15 protein-coding genes are annotated in these 22,413 nt (G+C 44.7%); 8 read left to right on the forward strand and 7 right to left on the reverse strand.

The features are described from left to right. Window positions 1-176 precede the first annotated feature (176 nt). Window positions 177-1,670 (forward strand): DUF3667 domain-containing protein, encoded by a 1,494-nt coding sequence (locus H8K33_RS16025; RefSeq protein ID WP_186892055.1) that lies wholly within the window; start codon window positions 177-179, stop codon window positions 1,668-1,670. A gap of 24 nt (window positions 1,671-1,694) precedes the next feature. Then, window positions 1,695-2,207: a DUF1697 domain-containing protein gene (locus tag H8K33_RS16030; protein WP_186892056.1), complete on the forward strand. Its 513-nt coding sequence runs from the start codon at window positions 1,695-1,697 to the stop codon at window positions 2,205-2,207. Window positions 2,208-2,219: 12 nt separating this feature from the next. Here H8K33_RS16030 and H8K33_RS16035 read toward each other — a convergent pair whose 3' ends face one another. Beyond that, window positions 2,220-3,143, reverse strand: a complete 924-nt coding sequence (locus H8K33_RS16035) for an ATP-grasp domain-containing protein (protein ID WP_186892057.1) — start codon at window positions 3,141-3,143, stop codon at window positions 2,220-2,222. 570 nt (window positions 3,144-3,713) lie between these two features. Between H8K33_RS16035 and H8K33_RS16040 the strand changes: the two genes are divergently transcribed. Continuing rightward, entirely contained in the window at window positions 3,714-5,624 is a 1,911-nt protein-coding gene (locus H8K33_RS16040; protein ID WP_186892058.1) for a M20/M25/M40 family metallo-hydrolase, read from the forward strand. An 80-nt stretch (window positions 5,625-5,704) separates the two neighbouring features. Here the strand turns inward: H8K33_RS16040 and H8K33_RS16045 are convergent, their stop codons facing one another. The 3 genes from H8K33_RS16045 to H8K33_RS16055 all read right to left on the reverse strand — a co-directional run bounded on the left by H8K33_RS16045 (window position 5,705) and on the right by H8K33_RS16055 (window position 10,795). Beyond that, window positions 5,705-7,741, reverse strand: a complete 2,037-nt coding sequence (locus H8K33_RS16045) for a TonB-dependent receptor (protein ID WP_186892059.1) — start codon at window positions 7,739-7,741, stop codon at window positions 5,705-5,707. A gap of 91 nt (window positions 7,742-7,832) precedes the next feature. Then, window positions 7,833-8,354: a DUF6702 family protein gene (locus H8K33_RS16050; RefSeq protein ID WP_246443674.1), complete on the reverse strand. Its 522-nt coding sequence runs from the start codon at window positions 8,352-8,354 to the stop codon at window positions 7,833-7,835. Window positions 8,355-8,422: 68 nt separating this feature from the next. Beyond that, complete coding sequence (locus H8K33_RS16055; RefSeq protein WP_186892060.1) at window positions 8,423-10,795, reverse strand: M1 family metallopeptidase; 2,373 nt, start codon at window positions 10,793-10,795, stop codon at window positions 8,423-8,425. Here H8K33_RS16055 and H8K33_RS16060 point away from each other — a divergent pair. Then, window positions 10,777-11,037 (forward strand): hypothetical protein, encoded by a 261-nt coding sequence (locus H8K33_RS16060; protein ID WP_186892061.1) that lies wholly within the window; start codon window positions 10,777-10,779, stop codon window positions 11,035-11,037. The two genes, H8K33_RS16055 and H8K33_RS16060, sit on opposite strands and share 19 nt — an antisense overlap. Window positions 11,038-11,122: 85 nt before the next feature. Beyond that, window positions 11,123-13,864, forward strand: coding sequence for a coiled-coil domain-containing protein (locus H8K33_RS16065; RefSeq protein WP_186892062.1), 2,742 nt, complete (start codon window positions 11,123-11,125; stop codon window positions 13,862-13,864). Between the two features lie 85 nt (window positions 13,865-13,949). On the opposite strand, the gene H8K33_RS16070 is transcribed toward H8K33_RS16065, so the two are convergent. Both H8K33_RS16070 and H8K33_RS16075 read right to left on the reverse strand, forming a co-directional pair. Then, window positions 13,950-14,231, reverse strand: a complete 282-nt coding sequence (locus tag H8K33_RS16070; protein ID WP_222613454.1) for a hypothetical protein — start codon at window positions 14,229-14,231, stop codon at window positions 13,950-13,952. A gap of 117 nt (window positions 14,232-14,348) precedes the next feature. Further along, entirely contained in the window at window positions 14,349-15,242 is an 894-nt protein-coding gene (locus H8K33_RS16075; protein ID WP_186892064.1) for an EamA family transporter, read from the reverse strand. Between the two features lie 328 nt (window positions 15,243-15,570). Between H8K33_RS16075 and H8K33_RS16080 the strand changes: the two genes are divergently transcribed. The 3 genes from H8K33_RS16080 to H8K33_RS16090 all read left to right on the forward strand — a co-directional run bounded on the left by H8K33_RS16080 (window position 15,571) and on the right by H8K33_RS16090 (window position 18,986). Beyond that, on the forward strand, window positions 15,571-15,762 hold the full coding sequence (locus H8K33_RS16080; protein ID WP_186892065.1) for a hypothetical protein: 192 nt from the start codon (window positions 15,571-15,573) through the stop codon (window positions 15,760-15,762). A gap of 13 nt (window positions 15,763-15,775) precedes the next feature. Beyond that, window positions 15,776-16,627, forward strand: coding sequence for an SPFH domain-containing protein (locus H8K33_RS16085; RefSeq protein ID WP_186892066.1), 852 nt, complete (start codon window positions 15,776-15,778; stop codon window positions 16,625-16,627). Window positions 16,628-16,826: 199 nt separating this feature from the next. Further along, on the forward strand, window positions 16,827-18,986 hold the full coding sequence (locus tag H8K33_RS16090) for an AsmA family protein (protein ID WP_186892067.1): 2,160 nt from the start codon (window positions 16,827-16,829) through the stop codon (window positions 18,984-18,986). Between the two features lie 125 nt (window positions 18,987-19,111). Here the strand turns inward: H8K33_RS16090 and H8K33_RS16095 are convergent, their stop codons facing one another. Next, window positions 19,112-22,120: a TonB-dependent receptor gene (locus H8K33_RS16095; RefSeq protein WP_186892068.1), complete on the reverse strand. Its 3,009-nt coding sequence runs from the start codon at window positions 22,118-22,120 to the stop codon at window positions 19,112-19,114. Window positions 22,121-22,413: the final 293 nt, after the last annotated feature.

The raw sequence follows: 22,413 nt of genomic DNA on the forward strand, positions 1-22,413 counted from the left end.
GAACTTGAGCTAGCGCTGGAAATAAGCTTAGCCCGGAAGTAAATTAACTCGCTAAGTTGAATTTGAATTGAATACAACTTACACAAATGCACGCAAATTAAGGTTTGCGTGCATTTTTACTTGAGCGACTCGCCTGACTAAGGCACAATCGTAGGCTCAAAATAATGAGGTGGCGAATGGGAATTGAGATTGGAAGCGCTGGCGAAACTTTGGCCGCTGTAGTGATCAGTAATGAGCTGGGTTCAACACCATCACCAAAGTCTGCACCAGATGGCAGTACAAGTCCAAGTTGCGCAAATTGCGGGACAGCTTTAAGTGGCGCGTATTGTCATGCTTGCGGTCAATCATCGCATATTCATCGCTCGCTGCTGCACATGTTAGAAGAAGTCTTGCACGGCATTTTCCACTTCGATACCAAAGCCTGGCGCACCATTCCGGCCTTGATTTTACGTCCAGGTCATTTGACCAAAGACTACATTGAAGGAAAACGCACTTCCTATGTCTCACCGTTGGCGCTATTTCTATTCCTGATCTTTTTGATGTTCTTTGTATTCTCGTACACAACCTCTTGGAAGGGTGACGATCTTCTCAAAACTAGCAATTCACGAGAAAGCATTACGGAAGAACTAGCAAAAGCAAAAGAAACGCTTCAACAAAAGCGGCTAGAAAAAAGCCAGCTTGCAGAACATAGTGCAGATCAATTCGATTTGCAAATTGAGATTCGTGAAGCCGAAGCAGTCATTAGCAAGTTACAAGATACCTTGGGCAAACTCGACGGAAAAATACCTACAGTCGCAGAAGCCGAACAGGAATTGGCGAATGCTGAACAATCGCTGGCTGCGTTGAGAACCCGCCAAGCAGAGATAAAGTCGGCAAAATCTGCAGAAACGCCTGATCCGGCAAGTACGACTGCGACTAGCGATGCTAGTGCTAGCGCCAAAGATAAAAGCCATGTTGCTGATCCAGATGTAGCGCAGACTAAACCTTGGGAAATCGCACAAGAAATTCGTTTTATGGAAAGACAAGTGAAGTACCATAAAAAACGCGTGGCAAGTGTGATCGAGCAGCATAAGCGGTTGGAAAAGGATCAAACATCTAAAACCACTGCCGCTTCGGCCACGAAAGCTGCCTCCACTACCTCAGCGAGCGCAGTGCTTGCCTCAGCCGAAAAAACTGCATCGTCTGCCACAGATGAAACTGAAGAATCCACTGATGACGCCGCATCGGATTTTAGTGATTTGTCCAAAATTCCTTATATCGGAAAAACTCTGGCACACATCGATAGCAATCGTGAACTGACGCTCTACAAAATGAAGAAGAATGCGTCAAGCGCTGCATTTTTATTGATCCCGATTTCCTTACCGTTCTTATGGCTGCTGTTTGCTTTTAAGCGCAAGTATGTGATGTTTGATCATACGGTCTTTGCACTTTACTCACTGTCATTTATGAGTTTGCTGATGATCGCCGTGGCAACGCTATCGAAGTTTGAGTTTACTGGAACGGCTAGCATGCTATTCGTATTCGTTCCACCGATACATATGTTTTCACAGTTACGCCATGCCTACAGCCTAGGTGTTCTGGCGAGCTTATGGCGTACCATTGCCCTACTCTTCATCGCCTTAATCGCTTTAACGATTTACGCTGCTGTCGTTACTGTCTTAAGTACCTGATCAATTACGACGGAGCTTGCCAACATGCCAGCCTATATCGCGCTTTTACGTGCCGTGAATGTCGGCGGCACCGGCAAGCTACCAATGAAAGATTTGGTGACGATGTGTGAAGCAATTGGATTCCAACAAGTGAAAACCTATATTGCGAGTGGTAATGTGGTTTTCAGCAGCAAGCTTGGTGCAACAGAATGTCAATATTTGCTGGAAAAATCCTTGGCCGATTATGCCGGAAAATCTGTCGGGGTATTCATACGCACCCCAGATGAATTACAAGCTTTGTTGGAGAAGAACCCGTTCGCCGACAAAGAAGGCAATCGTAGCGTTTGTCTATTCCTTGACGAACCAGTAACACCCGCTATGATCAGTGCCGTAAAAAATCGCCATGAAGAAGAACTTGTCTGCGGTGAACGCGCTTTGTACGTTTATTACGGCGCAGGAATGGCGGATTCTAAACTCGTCATTCCAGCCGCAAAGAATGGCACGGCGCGCAATATCAACACTGTGACGAAGTTACATCAGTTGGCATCAGCCATATAGCTAAGCTGTGACTTAGCTTGCCGACAGCGCGTGCATAATCGCTTGTGCAAATCGCTGTGGTGCTTCTGGATTAAGCTCCAAGAATAATTCTGGTTCTAGCAATTCCAATTCCATCAACATAAATTGCCCATCACGCAGCACCCCGTCAACGCGTGCATAACATGGCATACGTTCTAAAGCATTCAAAATAGTTTGCGCTTGGGTCTGCATGTCTGCAGAGACTTCGACCGAATGCACCGTTCCACCATGATCTGATTGCACACGGAAGTCGCCTGCCTTTGCACGCTTGATTAGTGCATGACTGAATTTGCCGTCAAAGAAGATCAGAGACCATTCGCCTTCCGACATAATCTCCGGCATAAAGGGCTGCACCAGAAAATCTTGCTCTCGCCGCCACGCCGAAAAATCACGATCAGCTTCCAGCATGTTGTCCAAATTCACGCGCAAAGTACGCCACGCCCCAGCAGATTGCACTGGCTTGATCACAATCTGCTTACTATCGAGTTGCTTCATCAGTTCTGCTAGGCTTCTTTGGTTATCTGGCGTGACACAAAGGCTAGGAATGACTGGCAGGTGCTTTTGGCTGAGCTCGAATAGGTATTTCTTATTCAAATTCCACATCAATGTATCCAAATCATTAACCACCTTGACTTGAAGTTCTCGCAAACGATTTAACCAGTTCAAAAAATCGGATAATTTTTCATGGTAATCCCAAGGACAACGAATAATCACGGCATCAAACGATTGCCACTGCACCGTAACATCAGTCCAAATACAAATCGATACCTGTGCTCCCAAAGCAGATAAAGCAGGTGGCAATAATTGTTCGCCACCAAATAAGTTGGGTAGCTCGGCACTGGTGACTAATGCCAAACGAATTGGCGCTTGCGCTCGCAAATCTTCTGGCTGACTTTGCGGTGTTAAATGAGGATGCATGAAAGTTTCCTGTTATCGATGTCACAGACATCATACCGAAAGCGGCTTAATGACACGCATGAAAAATCTTTGAGATTCTATACGCAACTTAGTCGGCGTATCAGATACCACTTTCTTAAAATCTTGGCTAAAACCTCGATGAAACAAACCATTAGAGCAATGAACGACTACTTAGTGTTGAATACCAGATTCATCAGAGGCATACGAATTAAATCATAAAAAATATCAACACCATTTACTTTTAATAGCTTAATTTCGTATTTATCGAGGTTTTTCGATAATGTGTGTTGAATTGATAGGCAGAACCCCAGCTCACAAAATTTTCTTTGGTTTCAAGCCTCAAGTCGGCAATTTTAGCTATCTTAAAAAACAACTGATAACTTTCCGTCAACCTCTTTCTCTGTTCTACTCAGCGTCGATTGTCAATAAATCGATACAGCATTACCACTTCATCGCTCACAAATCCGTTTCGAACGATCGAAGTAATAATCATCCAAGTCGAAACAATCATGTCGTCACAATCACAATAATCCAAATACACAATCTATATAGATAGTCTGGGAGAGACAGATGCAAAAGAAAATTTTATCGAGCCTCATGCTCGGCTTGATCTTAAGTGCTTCAGGCAGTGTTACCGGTAGCGTCAACAACGCTGTCGCAGAAAAGAAAGTATGGATCACCATTGGTGATGCTGCTTTTAATGAACTCAAACAAATTTCACCAAAACTCGTCGTTAAAGAGAGCCGCATGGTGAGTGCCGGTAGTGCAGGCTTTGCAAAAAGTGAAGGTGTGCATCTGGTGCAAATTAATGAATCAATGATGCATGCTTTGTCCGGTGCGATCCACAACAAACTCAAACGCTGCGGTGGCTTTATCGCCCACGATAGTGAAACCACTGGCCTTCATTCGCTCAGCAGCACGGCAAACGGTTTTGCTCCAGCGATTGCGGCAATTGCACCGTCATACAGTATCGATAATCAAACCACCGTGAATCCCTTATTGACACAAATGCAGGCGACCAATATTGGTCAGACGATTGTCGATCTCTCTGCATTTGTGAACCGCTACTACACGACAGCGGGCGGTGTTAGTGGTTCAAACTGGATTAAGAATAAATGGACACAACTCGCCAATGGTCGTAGCAATGTCACCGTTGAACAATTCACGCACGCTGGTTTTCCACAAAAATCTGTCATCTTGACGATACAAGGTTCTGATAACGCATCTGAAGTTGTGGTGCTCGGTGGACATCAAGATTCCATCAACACAGCTGGCACGACAGAAACAACCAAAGCACCGGGAGCAGATGACGATGCATCGGGCATCGCCAGTTTGACAGAGGCAATACGCGTGATGATGGCTAGTAATTACCAGCCACGTCGTACCATCAAATTCATGGCCTATGCCGCCGAAGAAGTCGGTTTAAAAGGTTCAGGTGAAATCGCCAGAAAATTCAAGACAGATGGTGTCAATGTGGTGGGTGTCATGCAGCTTGACATGACCAACTATAAAGGTTCGGCAAAAGATATTTATCTTTACACCGATTACACCAATGCTGGACAAAATACTTTCGTCGCCAACCTGATTACCACTTATCAACCTAGTCTGACGATAGGCTACGACAGCTGTGGCTATGGCTGCTCGGATCATGCATCTTGGCATGCACAAGGCTATGCGACTTCGATGCCATTTGAAACGGCAATGAGTGAAAGTAATCCACGCATCCACGGCACGGGTGATACTTACGCGAACATGGGTAGTCAAGCCAATCATGCCTTGAAATTTGGCCGTTTGGCGGCGTCATTTGCGGTAGAACTTGGCAGCGATGGTCCAGGTTTGCCACCAGCCACCACGGTGTTAACGAAAGATGTGACAGTCGCCGTCAATGGTGCGGCAAATGCACAAGGCACTTATACTTTTGTAGTGCCAACTGGTGCCAGCAATTTGACATTTAAAACCACTGGCGGCACTGGTGATTTAGATATTTACACCAAACTTGGCAGCGCTCCGACGACAACTTCTTACCTGCAAAAATCAGATGGCGCCACTAACGCAGAAACTATCACGATCGCAGCACCAACTGCTGGCACTTATTATTTACTGACGAATGCTGCCTCAGCAGTCAGCGGTGCGTCTTTAGTTGCCAGCTATCAAACAAGTACACCACCAGGAAACGTTTTGAATAGTGGCGTAAGCGTCAGTGTCGGTAGTCTGGCGAAGAACGCCACTAAGACTTATACGATCTCGGTGCCCGCTGGTAAAACTTCACTGACATTCAAATTGTCGGGCGGCACGGGTGATGGGGATATTTATGCCAAATTTGGCGCAGCACCGACCACCACGGTGTACGACAAAAAGTCAGACGGCTCGACTAACGCAGAAACCATCACGATCTCTGCACCGCAAGCAGGAACTTACTATTTACTCATCAAAGCCTACGCGGCGATGAGCGGTGCTAGTGTGTTAGCGACGGTTCAATAATTCACGTCAGTCGTGATAAAAAAAGCCAGTGAGACTACAATTCTCACTGGCTTTTTTCTTAGAAGAATAGGATCGTCGATTTAGAAAGTCTTCACCAACATCAAACGGAACGAACGTGATTCCAGTGGATGGAAATGAATATCTTCTTTCGGACTTGCTTCACCTTTAAGCTGCGACTCATAGTAATAGTCAATTGCAGACGCACGGCGATTGGTCAAATTAAATCCTTCCAATTCCAACTTTAGCGTAGGGCTAAACTTATATCCTATGCGACCATTCACTGTACTACTTGCTTTTGAGCGCACAGAATTATCTTCAAGCAATGCACGTGGACCGAAATAACGCAAACGTAATGCCCCCGACCAAGCGCCCAATTTATCAACTGTTGCTGACAGCTGTGCGACACCTTCAACTGCACCAACGATACGATTACCAACAGGATCAAAATCGCGAGAACGTGCCTTCGCGTACGCTGCGTCAAAGTCAATCGACAACCAATCATTAGCTTGATAAGAATTCGAAATTTCGATGCCATGACGACGGCTTGGACGCCCTGCTTCGGTCGTACCTGCATCGCCGACGAAACTTAATTCAGAGTCGAAATCGAGACGATACAAAGATACCGAGCTATGCAAGCCAGGCAAAATTTCGGTACGCATGCCTAGTTCACTACCACGTGCCCTTACCAGACCTGGTGATTTACCAGTGGCTTCTAAGCTTTGTGGATCAATGGTCGTTAAAGTCGCCCGCGCATCATTGCTATGAAAGCCTGTGCCCAGATTCACATACAATTCCGTCTTACTCCATGGACCAAAAATCAAACTCGCGCTCGGGCTAGTAATATGGTCATTCGCTTTACCAGAATTTTCACGTCGGTCACCATCCACTTGAAAACGATATTGGTCATGGCGCACACCAAAGTTTGTGCGGAAGCTTTCCGTCCAGCGTGTGCTCACATCCACATACAAACCCAAACTGCTTTCGACGATGTGATCTTGACGCACAGTGGATAATTGCTGACGTGCCTTAGTCTTATGCAAACCGTTAAAAATATTATCGTTTTGTAGCTGTGTGCCAATCGTGAAGTCAGTGTTCTTTCCATTCAAATGTGAATGCCAAGTATGACTTGCATTGATTCCACTGGTCACCCGACGATCTGGCTGACTGAACTGATCACCATTAATTGGATCGTCCATAAAGTAAGTAAAGTTCGAATACAAATCCAAACCTGTATTAATCACATATGCACTAATCTTTGAAGCGTCATCAGTCGCGGTACGGCGCCAACTACCAGACAAACTATAGCGGTGCGCCTCACCGCCATCAGTCTTATCAATCGTATCGAAACGGCTAATATCACCCTGCTCCACTGCACGTAAAGGAATCTGATCGGTCGCATTCCATTTGCCGCGATACAGCATCGCGCTCAGGCTAAAACCATTGTTTGCAAAACCTTCGCTATAACGCAATACCGCATTCACTTTCTTAAATTTATCTGGATTCACAAACGGACCATCATTACCAGTAAATTCAAGCGCGTATAACAAACTACCGTCAGCAAAATCTGGTGAGGCTGCGAGTAATGCACGACGATAAGCATTTTGTCCAAGCGTGACGCTCGCAATACTTTGGCTTAAACGATTGGCATAGAGCATCGCAGCACTGCCAGCCGCCGAGAAGTCACCCGTGGTCGATGAATAAGGCCCTTTTTTAAATTCCATACGTGCAGTTAATTCCGGAATCAAAAAGTTCAAATCTGTCCAACCTTGTCCATGAGCGTGGCTGCGTTGATTGACCGGCATTTCATCGAGCGTGGTGCGCAGATCCGTTCCGTGATCAAGATTAAAGCCACGCAAATAAAATTGATTCGCTTTGCCTTCACCGCTGTGTTGACTAACGATTAAACCAGGAATGGATTCAAGCAATTCACCCGGACGGTAAGTCGTCATCGACGCTAACTCTTTTTTCCCAATCACGCCCGCATTGGCTGCATCGAGTAAGCCCAATTGACTCATCTTAGAACCATCAATGGCGACACGGTGCAAAACCGAATCATCGGCTAACACGCTTTGGTGAAATATCGTGGCGATCAAGCCCACAAGTAATCTTTGCTTCATATATAAAATAAAATTCTAAAAATTAAGTCACTAACTGAAAAAAAAGCGCCGACTGGCGCTAGTACTTCTTACTCTGCGACAGCAACTGATCTTATGGCAATTGCTGCTCGCGTTTGCTGCGGGTAAAAGTATGCGTCTGCGTTGTTCCGTTCTTGGTGATGTTTAAGGTATTTACTTGGTCAAGCAAAAAATCAGTCAAGACCGCCTGACGAATACTGACTTGTTCAGGCAAAGCGCGTTGTTCTAATTCCTGAAAAACAATCACACTATTGGGATCAACTTTTAAACCCACCCATTTCAAAGGCAAAACACCGGCAGCATCATTCATGGAAAATTGCTTCTCGAAGTATTTTCTGAACACCAAAATATCCTCGGGGTCACTCAAATCAAACTGACGCTGATATAGATTCTCTAGCAAAGCCTCAACATCGTGCGCCATGAAAGTGTGTACGATCTCGGTACTACCTGTGTTGGGGTTCATGCTGATATCTGTGATACCAGCATGAAAACGATGTGCATGTGCGAGTGGGCTCAAGCCTAAAGATGTGCTGACTATTATTCCAGTCAGTAAGGTGACCAACGCCAATTTTAAAACCTGAAAACTACGCAACATGCTCATCTCAATTCATCTATGTTACCCATTGAACTGAGGCATAAGATTCATGCCTCAGATCAATCAATTTACTTTTTCTCAGCTGGTTTCGCTGCATCTTTGGATTCAGGCTTATCTGTCTTCAAAGGTGTTTTGAAATCCATCATCATGTCGCTTGGTGGCATATTCATTTTGAATAATTCCAAACGTGATTGTGTAATCTTACGTGGCCAAGAATTGTTATTTGTATCGATATCAGCAGTTTCCAAATAAGGATCTTGTGTCAAACCTACCATCGGTTCATCAGTAACGATCAACTTAGTGAACTTTTTGGAGTTATAACGCCAGATTTCTGCTGGGATACGTTGAATCAATTTCTTACCACTCTTCATTTCGACTTCTAAAATCAAAGGCATAACTAAACCACCGACATTGGAGAAGTCGACCAGATAAAAATACTTGCCAGATTTCAGCATCGCTTTTTCATCGTCTTCTAAGCTCTTCATCAAATCGCTGTAGTTATTACGATCTTTGTTGGTGACAGTGAAGTCATCATATTGATTGTAGAAATCTTTCAGTTCTGGATGTGAATCTAAACGGCGTTCCAATTTTCCTTTATCGGCCTGATTTGCAGTCGAAGTTGGTTGCGACGCAAACTGCGCACGACGCCATGCTTTTTCTACTTCTGGATCTTTAGTTGACATCGTGTATTCAACGATACCGTCAATACTAATATCGACTGGATCCGTTGTGTAGAACCAGCCATGCCAGAACCAATCTAAGTCAGTACCAGAAGCATCTTCCATCGTGCGGAAGAAATCTGCTGGCGTTGGGCGTTTAAATTTCCAACGTTGTGAATACTCTTTGAATGCAAAATCAAACAATTCACGACCCAAGATCGTTTCACGCAAGATGTGCAAGCCAGCCGCTGGTTTCGCATACGCATTTGGACCAAATTGCAGAATGGATTCTGAATTCGTCATGATAGGCACTTGGTTTTGGCTCTTCATGTAATCAACGATGCCACGTGGTTCACCGCGTGTGCCTGGATAATTTTCTTCCCAAGCTTGCTCTGCCAAACTTTGTACAAAGGAATTCAAGCCTTCGTCCATCCATGTCCATTGACGCTCATCAGAATTAACAATCATCGGGAAATAGTTATGGCCAACTTCATGAATGATCACGCTGATCAAACCATATTTAGTACGCTTGGAATACGTCAACTCACCAGTTTTCTTATCCTTAGTCGGGCGACCGCCGTTAAAGGACAACATAGGATATTCCATACCGCCTTGTGGGCCATTGACTGATTGCGCAGTCGGATATGGATAGTCGAGAGAGAATTTATTATATTGTTCTATCGTGTGAATAATCGCCTGCGTGGAGTATTGTCCCCACAAAGGATTACCTTCTTTTGGATAGAAAGACATCGCTAAACCAGTGCTGGAACCAGTCTTGTAGCCCTGTGCATCCCAGATGTATTTACGTGAAGTTGCCCAAGCAAAGTCACGCACATTCTTGGCTTTGAAATGCCAAGTTTTGCTTGAAGTCGCACGTGTCTTTTCTGCTTCTTCGGCTTCTTTCTGCGTCACAATCGCCACTGGCGTTTTTGCCGTGCGCGCTTGCTTCAAGCGATCACGTTGTGTTGCAGTCAAAATTTTGTCGCCATTGCTCAACTCACCTGTTGCAGCAACCACGTGATCACTAGGCACAGTCAATTGCACGTCGTAATCACCGAACTCCAGCGTAAATTCGCCCGAGCCTAAGAACTGTTTGTGCTGCCAGCCATATACATCGTAATACGCTGCCATACGTGGAAACCATTGCGCAATTTCAAAGATATCGTTCTTATCTTCTTTGAAGTGCTCGTAACCATCGCGACCACCAAGCAACTTGCCATTACCGATGTTGTAATTCCAATCGATGCTGAACACATACTTCGCACCTGGTTTTAAAGGCTGCGGCAAATCGATGCGCATCATCGTGCGATTAATCACGTGTTTTAAAGCCTGACCTTCGCCAGTCTTAACGGAAGTGATTTTGAAACCGCCGTCAAAATTGTCGCGCTCATTCATCACACTCATTGCTTGGAAGCTCACCGCATTCGGGTTTTTCCAAGCATCGCGTGATGGCAAAGTACGGGTTTTATTCGCGTCAGAATCTGCGCGGAAGATATTTTGATCCAATTGCACCCACAGATAATTCAAAGTATCCGGTGAATTATTGTGATAAGTGATGGTTTCCGCACCTGTGATGGCGCGTTTGGATTCATCCAAAGTAGCGCGAATCACATAATCGGCACGTTGCTGCCAATACGCATGACCAGGGGCACCAGAAGCTGCACGCACCGAAGTTGGGGTTGGCAATAGATTTTCTATTTGACGAAACTTATCGTCAGATTGACCGCCAGCAAAGGCAGACATGCTCAGACATAAGAGTCCTAATGACACTGGCAAACGCATTATGTTTACTCCAAAATGTGGAAGGAAGTGGGAAGTATGAATTATTTTATAAAATTCCCCACGCTTTTGAGCGTACGATGAAAGAAAAGTTCCAGAAACACATGAATAATTTAAAGCAATCAGGCAAAAAATCAGATAAAAACGCATTGATCGCCGTCAAGGCGCCTTTCTCAATGAGAATATGTGGTTTTATCCGCTTACTAGGTATAAAAACCAAATCAAGATTGCGATTTGATCAATAAAGCCTCAGTGAAGTTCGGTAAAATGAGGCGTTTTTATCCTCTACATCGGCTCTCCGCTGACTATCCCTGATCACTAGGCTTTTCCATGTTTAAACAACTGAAGCAATCACTCATCCAACGTTCTTTTAGCCTTAGCAGTGAAGACACGAGTGATGCCGCTGCCGCAACTGAAAATACGACTACAGGATATTTACCAAGGGTAGAGCAGGATCAACACGACGATCTGGCATTGCGAGCAAATACTGGTGCGGAAAAACCCGATCAAAGCATTCTCGATCAGATTGATAAAGAATGGAATTTGCAACAAGCAGCCTACGCCAGAGCCAAAGTAGAACGTGACTTGCTGATTGATGCGAATAGCCGCATCGATTTCGAACAAGAATTACTGGTCAAAGTCAGAACGCGCCTGATGGCAGAAAAGCAGGCAGAAAAATTAGCCCAACAAAGATTAGAGGGCGAACAACAAGCATTAGATCTTCATCACCAAAGAATCAACGCAGAACAAAACATCGACAAAGTCGCGCAATCTAGCCTGGCGATAGAGAAAGAATTGCTTCAAGCCGCACAGAAACGGATTGAAGTAGAGAATGCCGCAAAAATAGCGGCAGAAACCCAACTAGACGAAACTCTGCATGTTAATAAAATCAACGCCGAACGCCTGATTGCAGAGCAACAAGCGCAAGAACTTGCACAAGAGCGATTGCAAGCCGAAGCCGCCTTATTGCAAGCGCTGGAAGCAAATGCCCAGACGGAACAAGCTGCACTAGAGCAATCACAACAACGACTTAAGACCGAACAAGAATTACAGCGAATCACCGAGCAAAAACAAACAGCAGAGCAAGAACGGCAGGAAAAAATTCAACAGGGAATTGAAGCCAATCTTGCGGCCGAAAAATTGGCGCGCGAACGTATCACTGAAGAACAAACCGCAATCAACGTCCTGCATCAAAACGAGGCGTCTGCAAATGAGAAAATTCAAGCCGACAATACAAAAATTGAGGCTGAAAATGAACTTACACGATTGAACAAACTGAAAATCGCACTAGAACGCGAAGCAAAACTAAAAACCACAGAACGTCTTTTTGTCAACCGACTGGCAGAACAAAAATTACAAGAACGGATTGCCAGTGAAGTCGAATTAAATGCATTAATTCAAGAGAAGATCGCGGCGGAAACGGCATTGATGGAATCAGCAGTCGCCCTATCGATAGCTGAAGACAACGCTGAACAAGTTGCTAAAGAAAAACTCGCATTAGAAATACTGGCTACGCAGAAAGCCGAAGAAAAAATCATCGCCGAAAAAGATGCTTTGGCGCATAGTCAACGTCGTCAAAATGCTGAGGCGAATTTACTGGCACAAGTCGAAGCCAGAATGCGTGCGGAACAAAACGCTGAACAAATTTCAGCTGCGCAGCTAGCTGCTGCACAAGAAGCAGAGCAAACCTTGCAAAGGCGTCTGCAAGCAGAGTTGGATGCGACGGCGACAGTCAAACAACGTCAAGACAATGACCATTTAGCGATTCAGGCAGAGCAACAGAGACTCGCCCATGAAACTGCTTTAATCGAAGCGGCGCATCGCTTAGCGGCTGCGGAATTAGAAGCAGAAACGGTGGCGCGCGAACGCGTAGCTGCCTCGATTCGGACACAGCAACAAGCTCTAGAACGCCAGCAAGCCGAACTCAATGCTACCCGTCTACTAGAGCAAAGAATATTAAGTGAGGCTGAGCTGCTAAGCGCGCAAAAATCACAAGTCGCTTTAGAGACTGAGACCGAGCAACTAGCACAGAATAGATTGGCGACTGAGCAAAAACTGCATGCGCACACACAAGAAATACACCACCTCGCAGAGCTACAAGCAAACTTACAAAACCGCATTGCTGAAGCAGAACAGACCTTGGCAGAATTAAGCGCACAAGCTCAACAACAAAGTCAATTGCTCAATGCCACAAGCGAACAACGCCAACAACTCGAAGCACAAATCGCCGCATCAGAAACACAGTTATCTGACATTGAAAAAAGCGTCGAACAAGAGCGTCTTTTACTGACACAAGCACATCAGAAAATCGCGCTGGAGAAAGAGCGTATTGCCAGAGCGAAGCATAAGCTACAAGCAGAAAAAGCGGCAATCGTTATCGCTCAGCAAAGGCAATTACGCGAACAAGAAGTGACCACCTTAGCCCAAGAGAGCGCAGCGATAGAGGCACAGGTCATCGCTGCTGAACAAGAAAAGTTAGCGCAACAAGAACAGATGATTGCCGCAGAACAGCGACGACATGATGCAGAGCGTTCAGTGCAAGAATTACTCGCACAGCGTCAACAACTTGAACAGACATCTGCACAACAAACAAAACAGTTGCAAGACTTGGAAGATCCACAAATGCAATTGCCGATTGAAGCAATTGCTCAACAGGATGGTGTGGTTCAAGATCGTGTAAACGCAGAATCTGAATCTGCGCAAATGTATGATCAACAGCTGGCATCCAAAGAAACAGCATTAGTTTGCGTCGATAACAAAGATGATTTCGAGATGTATTTGGAAACGGTTAATCGCTCAAAATCACGCTTTAGCACCAGCACCATTGCTTTAATTTTAACAGCGATAATTGCAATAGCAATGTACTGGTGGTGGCATCAACAAGCGCAGTTGGAGAGCAAGCAAAAAGCAACGAAGCCGCAACAATCTGCAACGACACCTGTCAGCAAAAAAACCGCCATAACTACGCCCGCAACTCCAGCGAGCACCATCAACAACAACTCGGAAAATCTTTTCCAACCCAAATTAGACAAGACTTACGAACAATTAAAAGTACGAGAATTAAAACCGTAGACGGTAAGTTATGGTTCGCTTTAAGTTCTACAAGATGAACTGTGTTCCAGCGTAGGCAGGAATCTATGGCCTTAGCGCACGATATCTAAAACAGCCGCGCAGTCTCTGCACTACGCTCACTCGCTCCCGCCTTCTGCAATTCCTCGGCGGGATCGCAAGCTGATACGACTTCGGTCGAAGCGACGGTCAATTGCCAGTCAGCCTGCATCGGTGAATCACGTTGTGCCAGTAAAAAATACCGGGTGCATGGCGCTATCTTTAAACGTACATTTTTCTGTTTGGTGCCAAAAGCGGATCGCGATAACATCGCCTCAAGTACGAGCTCACGCTCACCTGGCGCGAGCTGCACAGGCATAGAAAATTGCATGCTGCCATCAATCGATACAACACGAACTGGATATTGCGAGTTTGAGTGAATAGCGAAATTAGTGCGGCGAGAAAAAATCATTGATGAAAAACAACGAGTCGAATCAAATTGCCTGCATTAGAAATTACCCAAGGCGATCACACCGGCTGCGATACACAAGGCGCCAAACACACGTTGTACGCGATCACCTTCATCCAATAAATGTCCGCCGATGAGTGCGGCGAACAGCATAGAAACTTCGCGCGCGGGTGCAACATGGCTCAGTGGCGCATCTTGCATTGCATAGAGAACGAGCACATAGGAGATTGGACTAATCACGGCGACGATTACTGCATATTTCCATTCTTTATGCCAAGAAGCGCGCGTTGCAGAACGGTCGCGCAAAAGAACAGGCAATAAAAGTGCGATACGAATGAAGTTGCCGAAATAATCCACCAACAGAGGCGACAGCAACAATATCTTGACGGCATAACCATCTAGCACAGTGTATGCCGCGATGAACAGACCCGTACACAAGCCGTAAAAGATTCCTTTGCGCACGCGCACTTGCTGCATGCTGGCTTCTTGTTCTTGACGTAAAGAACGCCACAGCGCTGGGCCGCCAGCAATGAGAAACACACCACCGACCACAGCCACAATCCCAAAGCCACCAGCCAAACTCAGGTGCTCTCCCAAAAAAAGTATCGCAACCGCAGAAGAAATAAGTGGACCTGAGCCACGTGCCAGCGGATAAACTACCGTCAAATCTGCCTTGCGATATCCACGCAACAAGGTCACAAAATACAACACATGCAATACGCCGCTGGCACTAATAAATCCCCATTCGACCCAACCCCAAGTCGGCACCACATCCCAGCCAAAGTACAGCCCGACTGGCGCCCAAACAACAGCCATGATGAGCGCAGTGAAGCCAGCAAATCGTACGTCGCCTCCCGCTTTTTTGGCTGCGATATTCCAAAGGGCATGAATAAGACCGGCGAGAATGACTAAGAGAAAAGCGGTATGAGACACAAAAAGCCTAAAGGAAAATGAATGATCAATGCCTAAGCACCATGTAGTACAAGCATTTGCAAGTAAGCACAGTGTAACAAATCAAGCATATGATCGACGCATACTATGTTTTGTTTTAGGGCATATTTTAGAGCATATATAAGGATGGTTTTATACATCTCTTAAACCCACAACTAGCCTTCATTGCTAGAAATCCGGTTTTTTTGTGTAACGATTACCTCACTTTTTTTCTAGTACGGTCGCCATAAAAAAACTACACTCTGGTTTCTGCGATTGAAATTCAAGAAATCGCATCTGACTGAATTCAAAAAATGAGAAAGGAGTGGTGATGAAACATTTTGTAATGATACTCATCGGAGCGCTGGTACTTTATGGTGGATGGCAATTGACGTCACCGCTCGTCAGAAAAAATGCCAGCAAGACATTCGCACGTCATGCACTGCGACTGATAGCTTTTGGCATGTTGCTGCTAACTTTGTTGATTGTCGCGTATTACACACCCGCACTACACTTACTTTAATAAGGAATAAAAAATGAAAAAAATCCTCTCCAAATTTGCGCCACTTGGCTTGATCTCCATCGCCGCAGTTCTCACTGGCTGTACTCAGATTGACACTGGCAATGTTGGTGTCGAACGCACTTTAGGTAAAGTTGGCAAAGATGCTTTGCCACCTGGCGTCTACTTCACCGTGTTCAAAACCGTCGATGAGTTCACAGCGAAAGAAGTCAATTTTCAGTTACAAGATATGACACCAAAAAGTCGTGATAACTTAACGATGAAAGATGTCGACATCGACATCTATTTCAAAACCATGCCCGCTGCGATTCCTGCTTTGTACACCAAGTATCAAGGCGATGTGGTGCAGCACAAACAAGTGGTCAAAGACGGTACCAGTGATTTGGTGATGGCGTATAGCCGGGTTTCTCGTGAAGCGCGTGAGTCAGTTTACAAATCTATCGCACAATTGGATGCAACGACGATGCATACCAAGCGCACTGAATTAGCGGAAATGGTCAGAGCAAGTTTGCAGGCCGAATTAGATAACAATGACAAAGGCGCGTTCTTAATCACGGCCGTGAATGTACGTAACTTATTGACCGACCCTGCCATAGAAGCAGCAATCCGCCAACGCGCAGAAACCGATCAGGCGATTCAGAAAAAGCTGAAAGAAGTTGATCTGGCACGGGCTGAAGCAGAACGCTTAATTGTGCAAGCAGAAGGCGAAGCGAAAGCGAACAAGATCATCAGCGAATCATTAACACCAGCGTTGAAAGAGTTACGTCTGGCGGAAATTCAACGTGACGCTGCAATTGCAATCGCATCGAAAGCTGGCAACACCGTATTACTGGGTAATGCGACACCATTGGTGAATGTCAACAAATAATTCCACATAGTAGATTCTTACGACAAAGAGCGAGCCGCTAAAAAATGAACACCAGCTTCAATCTTTTTATCGGTTCGCTAGTCTCTGACTTACCACGCAAGCGTTTCAAATTCTGCAAGTAAAAACATTTAACAAATTCGCTTTTCTGAAAATGTTATGATCACAAAGCTGTGATCATAACCTTCATCAGGAAATTGCTATGAATAAGCCCTTCAAGATACTAGCCATCTTTATTGCGACGATCGCACTCATCATTGGTCTTGGTATCGCCTATTTGAGTTTTGTATTCGATCCCAATCAATTCAAATCGCAACTCATAGAGTTCGTAAAAAACAAGAAGCATCGTGATCTCAGCATCGATGGCAATATTCAACTCAACTTCTTCCCTAAACTCGGTGTTAGCCTAGAAAAAATTAAGCTCTCTGAATTTGAATCGACTGCACAATTCGCAGCGCTTGATCGAGCCCAAGTTTCGCTCGCCTTACTGCCACTATTGCAAAAGCAAATCGTCATCGACAAAGTATCGCTACATGGAATGCAACTACGTTATCAACGTGATGCCGACGGCAAATCGAATATCGACGATTTGATCAAACAAGATTCCGCTACCAAAGAAGCAGAGGCTAGCAATACCTCGGATAAACAAATGCGGTTTGATATCGAAGGTATCGATATTGCACAATCGAGTTTCGAAATTGATGATCAAAAAAGCGCACTAAAAGGCCGCATTCAAAATCTGAACCTGAACACGGGAAAGATCGGTGATAAAAATAAAACGCCAGTCAAATTTAGCGCGCAGTTTCAATTCGATAAGCCCAAAGCCGAAGCCAAAATTGAAATCAATACTCAGTTACGCTTTGATATCGAACAAAAAAGTCTGGACTTACAAGACCTGAAAACACAGATCGCCGGAAAACTCGCCACAGATCCTTTCGATCTACAAATTGATACCGCGGCATTGTTTCTAAGCGCAGTAGAAAGTAAGAGCGAGCAAATTAAACTCTCTGCAAAACTTGGTGGAGCCCAAGAATTGAATGCACAGGTCGTGCTGAATAAATTCCTGATACAAGATAAGAATCTCAGCATTGCAGAACTGAACTTACAGGCGCACAGCAAACAGGCTGGCGCATCCAAACAATTGGAATTGAAATCCAATGTGAAGATGGCACTCGACACGCAAATCGTGCAACTGCCGCAGTTAGCAATCCACATTAAATTGAATGATCCAAAACTAGCACAAGCCGAGATTGTGCTACCTATCCATGGCCAGCTCAGTGCTAATCTCAAAGACAAATCGCTCAACAGCACACTCGATGCAAAATTTGACGAAACCAAACTGCATACGACAGTGCAAGTTCAAGATTTCTCTAACCCGGCAATTAGTTTTAAAGTCGATATCGACAAACTCAATCTCGATCGCTACATCAAAAATTCGTCTGTGCCAGCAAAAGCAGATAACAGCAAAGAAGAAGATCTCAATCTGGCCGCACTTAAATCACTAAAGCTCGATGGCCTAATCCGCATCGGTGCTTTGCAGGTCAAGAATCTAAAGATCAATCAGGTGCAATTACCACTGAAAGCGGATCAGGGAAAGATCACGATGAATGGGATCGCGGCGCAGTTATATCAAGGCAGTCTCGCGGGCAATATTGGATTTGACGTTGATGGTAATCAATTTCAAATGCAACAGAATTTAAGCAACGTGCAGATCAATCCCATCTTAGTTGACTTCATGCAGAAAGACATCGTTGAGGGTCGCGGCAATCTCAACTTAAACATCCACACACACGGCAAACGCGTGTCGCAGTTCAAAGACAATTTGAACGGTACACTACGTACACAACTGTCGGATGGTGCAGTGAAAGGAATTAACTTAGCAAAATCCCTGCGCGATTTTAAGGCAAAGATTCTCAACAAAACAGACCAACAACAAGCTGCCAATAAAAATGAGAAGACCGATTTCTCCGCACTGTCAGCTTCCATTAATTTTGTTGATGGCATTGGCAACAGTGATGATCTGGAAATGAAATCCCCATTCTTGCGCGTTGGTGGCAAAGGTCAAGTCAATTTGCGCACTAGCAACCTAGATTACACAGCGCGCGCCACCATCGTCAATACATCAACCGGGCAAGACGGCACAGATTTATCGCAACTAAAAGACCTGACAATCCCAGTGCGCATCAGCGGACCATTCGACAAGCTGGGCTATCAATTACAATTCGCACAAATTGGTAGTGAAGCCTTGAAAAATGCCTTTAAGGCAAAGACAGCACCGGTCATTGAAGAGAAGAAAAAGGAATTGAAAGAGAAAGTGAATGAGCAGTTGAAAGGAAAGTTGAAGGGTTTGTTTGGGCAGTAAAGTTTTTATGTGCTAGAGATATAAACATCAAAAAAGAAAAGGAGTATCTGCCAAAGCGGATACTCCTTTTTTAACAACTACTTTATCAATATCAACGTAATGAGTCACGTTGATATTCATTAAGATCAGAAGCTATATCGTGCGGTCACGCGCAGATTACGTGGAGTTTGGAACCCTGTTGGTGATTGATAGTTTTGATTAAAACGACCTGGCGGCGTTTTACTTGTACTACGACTATAGTCACTACGCTCAGCCCATTCTTGCACTGTACGTGTATCAAATACATTGACTAGAGAAAATTGCAATGTCAACAAATGATCGCCAAACTTCTTGTTATAGTTCACAGATAAATCTAACTGAGCAGTCCAAGGTGTACGTGGACCAGAACCGCGCGGATGTAATTCACTGATGCCATCTTTATTCATGCAGTAGTAGCTTGACGCGCTAGTATAAGCGCCAGAACCACCATTAGTTGTGCCATCTGCCCCCAAGTAATCAGGAACAGTTGTTGGGACAAAACCCAAACAACTTGTTGCACGGCCTGAAGTAATTCGTGAATTTATACCGCCGGTCCAAGTCTCGTTGAACTTATACGAACCATATAATTTAAACTGATGACGACGATCATTTGGCAGGTATCCATACGCACCATCGGTGAATGAGCCAAAGTCAAAATCTTGCGTAATCCCAGCATCAGTTTGGTTTAAGTTTGACTGTACATAACCTTCAGCTGTACCACGATTTTTGGACCACACATAAGAAGCTCCTCCACCCCAAGTACCGTCAAATGGACGCTCTAAAGTGAACTCTAACGCATCATAATCACGCTCGTACTTCGCCAGACCCAAATACTTAGCTGGTATCGTACCGCTCACCAATTTGCCATCACCGTTCAAATCCATTAACAAAGTCAAATCTTCACCTGGATTCATCAGAACACAACCTGCCAGAGATTTGTGATTGAACTTAGTATAGCCCTGATCCTTTGCCCATTTGGCGATTTGAGCGGTACCACAATAATCATCCATACCTGCATTGATACGATTCTTCGTATACTTAACACCGTAGGCGAGCGATTTACTAACCGATTGCTGGAAGCCAACAATAATTTCATCCTTATTCATTGGTTTAAGGTTAGGATCTGCGACAGTTGCTGGATGAGGCAAGCGCTCAGAACCATTAATAATTGCTTGCCCAATTTCGGTCAGACCTGTTGGCACTGCACTCTTAGGATCTTTACCTGTAAAGGTATAGAATTTTTGCTCGCTGTAAGAGATTTGCGTTCCACGGATGTTTGTATTTGATGCGACAGGAATGTAATACCGACCAGCATTACCATAAATTTTCAATGTCGAATCACCCTTAACATTCCATGATGCGCCTAAGCGTGGTGCGAATAGATTTTTCTTCTCTGCGAATGCAACGCCAGCTGCGTTCTTATTTACAAACGACTCCCAGCGCAAACCGCCCGTCATACGAATATTTGGCGTAACTTGCCAAGTATCTTCCAAATATTTTGCGTCGTTGAGTACCTCGTAAATACCTGAAGAACTATAACCATACGAGACGATGGCATACTCTGCACCTCTTGCCACAACATTTGGCACGCCGTTAACTGCACCATTTGATGAATAAGCATACGCATAGCTCTTACCACCAGAACTGTTCACCGATCCAGATTGCGCAGATGTAAACTTCTGGTTATCTATACCAGCACGGAAAGTATGCGAACCCCAGTTATATTCAAGATCGAGACGCGTATTTCTGCGTTTATCAAAGTTCTCACCAAAGTTTGGATCACGTGTGCTAACAGCTGGGAAAGCATAGCAACCTTGGCGCTGTCCAGTTGATGGACCCGTAACTGCAGGACATGTTGGATCAAATGGACGAGAGGCGTTGACACCTTTCCATAATCCGTAATAAGCATTTGTGCCGCCTGTCAACAGAGAAACTGCCAAATCATCCGTAATTGAGCCGGTGTATTTACCAATGAAAACCGTCGATAGGTCGTCTTGGCTACTAATGCGAGGTGCACCCAAATGATCAATCACATAGTTTTGTCCTGTTGGATGCAGCCAATCTGTTCGACGTAAAGTACCGTGATTTGAAATCGCTGTCCCTTCCAAACGATGATCACCACTAATTACATAATCCAATTTCAACATACCATTTGGACGACCTGATTCATCTAATCGACTCGATGTTTTACCATAGCTATCAGTGCTACTGCGTTGTTGCGTCACCATACCCCAAACGAATAATTTGTCTTTAATGATAGGGCCACCCAAGTTGGCATTGATCTCAGTTGAGTGACTAGTGTTATCACGCCCAAAAACAAAATAGCCATTTGGATTATCAAGCACCTCTTTATCCACTACGTTTTTGCCTTTTGCTCGAAAATTCGCAGGCGAATAGATCATGGAAGCGCCACCTTTCCACTTATTTGTACCGCGCTTAGTCGTCAAACTAATAACACCACCGAGGGAACGCCCATATTCAGCGCTATAGCCACCAGTTTTGACTTGTTGCTGTTCAATCGCGTCAAAAGGCAAGCTTGCAAAGGTTAATAAGTTACGGATATTCGTCACATCCATACCATTGATGTAGTAGCCATTTTCCGCAATGGATGCACCCGCCACGGATGGCAAGTTAGCCAAGCCAGCATCACCTTGAACAGTTCCCGGTGCTAACATCGCTACCGCTGTCGCACTACGAGCGATAGGCATCGATTGAATTTCTGCCTGTGTGAATACCGTATTCGATTCTGAACTTGATACATCAATTGGGTTACGTGTACGTGAGCCAGTAACAACGACTGAAGTGCCATCTAACTTCACTTCAGTACCCGTACCTATCGCTACTTCAATTTCGCGAGTTACACCACCCGAAGTGATTTTGTAACGTCCTGGCGCTACTTTACTAATGGAAAAACTACCATCTGCATGTGCATCAATATGGCGAACGCTGCCATTTTCCACATTCTCCAAAGTGACCTTTGCTTTAGGTGCAGAGGCACGACCAAAAATCGAACCTTCCGAGCTTTGCGCCATTGCTGCTGTCGCAAAACACATACTAATAGCCAAGGCAATTGCAGACCGTCTGGCGAAGGCTGCTTGTTTGTTGTTGTTTGTCATTATTATCCTTTCTTGTGTTTTTATAAATTCCCTATATGAAAAAATATTTACACGTAGGGAAGGAATATATTAAACAGCTAGAAAAGGATGAACAAGTAAAAGTCTTTACCTATAGGCTATTTTTAAAGATAAAACAGGATGTATCGCTTTAATACAACAAGTAAATTTGAACGACATTGAATTATTTTTAATGAAGGCTTTTTTGTACGATTTAAATGAAACTTTTCTGACATTTTATTGTCGTTATTCCTTGCAACAAATAATGCAAAAAGGAAAACAAAAATCCTGCATAG

This window comes from Affinundibacterium amnicola, assembly GCF_014284275.1.
In the GTDB taxonomy this organism is placed as follows: Bacteria; Pseudomonadota; Gammaproteobacteria; order Burkholderiales; family Burkholderiaceae_D; genus Undibacterium; species Undibacterium amnicola.

Coding starts and splice junctions, on each gene's coding strand:
- H8K33_RS16025 (WP_186892055.1), top strand. CDS start 177: ATGGGAATTGAGATTGGAAGCGCTGGCGAAACTTTGGCCGCTGTAGTG.
- H8K33_RS16030 (WP_186892056.1), top strand. CDS start 1,695: ATGCCAGCCTATATCGCGCTTTTACGTGCCGTGAATGTCGGCGGCACC.
- H8K33_RS16035 (WP_186892057.1), bottom strand. CDS start 3,143: ATGCATCCTCATTTAACACCGCAAAGTCAGCCAGAAGATTTGCGAGCG.
- H8K33_RS16040 (WP_186892058.1), top strand. CDS start 3,714: ATGCAAAAGAAAATTTTATCGAGCCTCATGCTCGGCTTGATCTTAAGT.
- H8K33_RS16045 (WP_186892059.1), bottom strand. CDS start 7,741: ATGAAGCAAAGATTACTTGTGGGCTTGATCGCCACGATATTTCACCAA.
- H8K33_RS16050 (WP_246443674.1), bottom strand. CDS start 8,354: ATGTTGCGTAGTTTTCAGGTTTTAAAATTGGCGTTGGTCACCTTACTG.
- H8K33_RS16060 (WP_186892061.1), top strand. CDS start 10,777: ATGACACTGGCAAACGCATTATGTTTACTCCAAAATGTGGAAGGAAGT.
- H8K33_RS16055 (WP_186892060.1), bottom strand. CDS start 10,795: ATGCGTTTGCCAGTGTCATTAGGACTCTTATGTCTGAGCATGTCTGCC.
- H8K33_RS16065 (WP_186892062.1), top strand. CDS start 11,123: ATGTTTAAACAACTGAAGCAATCACTCATCCAACGTTCTTTTAGCCTT.
- H8K33_RS16070 (WP_222613454.1), bottom strand. CDS start 14,231: ATGCAATTTTCTATGCCTGTGCAGCTCGCGCCAGGTGAGCGTGAGCTC.
- H8K33_RS16080 (WP_186892065.1), top strand. CDS start 15,571: ATGAAACATTTTGTAATGATACTCATCGGAGCGCTGGTACTTTATGGT.
- H8K33_RS16085 (WP_186892066.1), top strand. CDS start 15,776: ATGAAAAAAATCCTCTCCAAATTTGCGCCACTTGGCTTGATCTCCATC.
- H8K33_RS16090 (WP_186892067.1), top strand. CDS start 16,827: ATGAATAAGCCCTTCAAGATACTAGCCATCTTTATTGCGACGATCGCA.
- H8K33_RS16095 (WP_186892068.1), bottom strand. CDS start 22,120: ATGACAAACAACAACAAACAAGCAGCCTTCGCCAGACGGTCTGCAATT.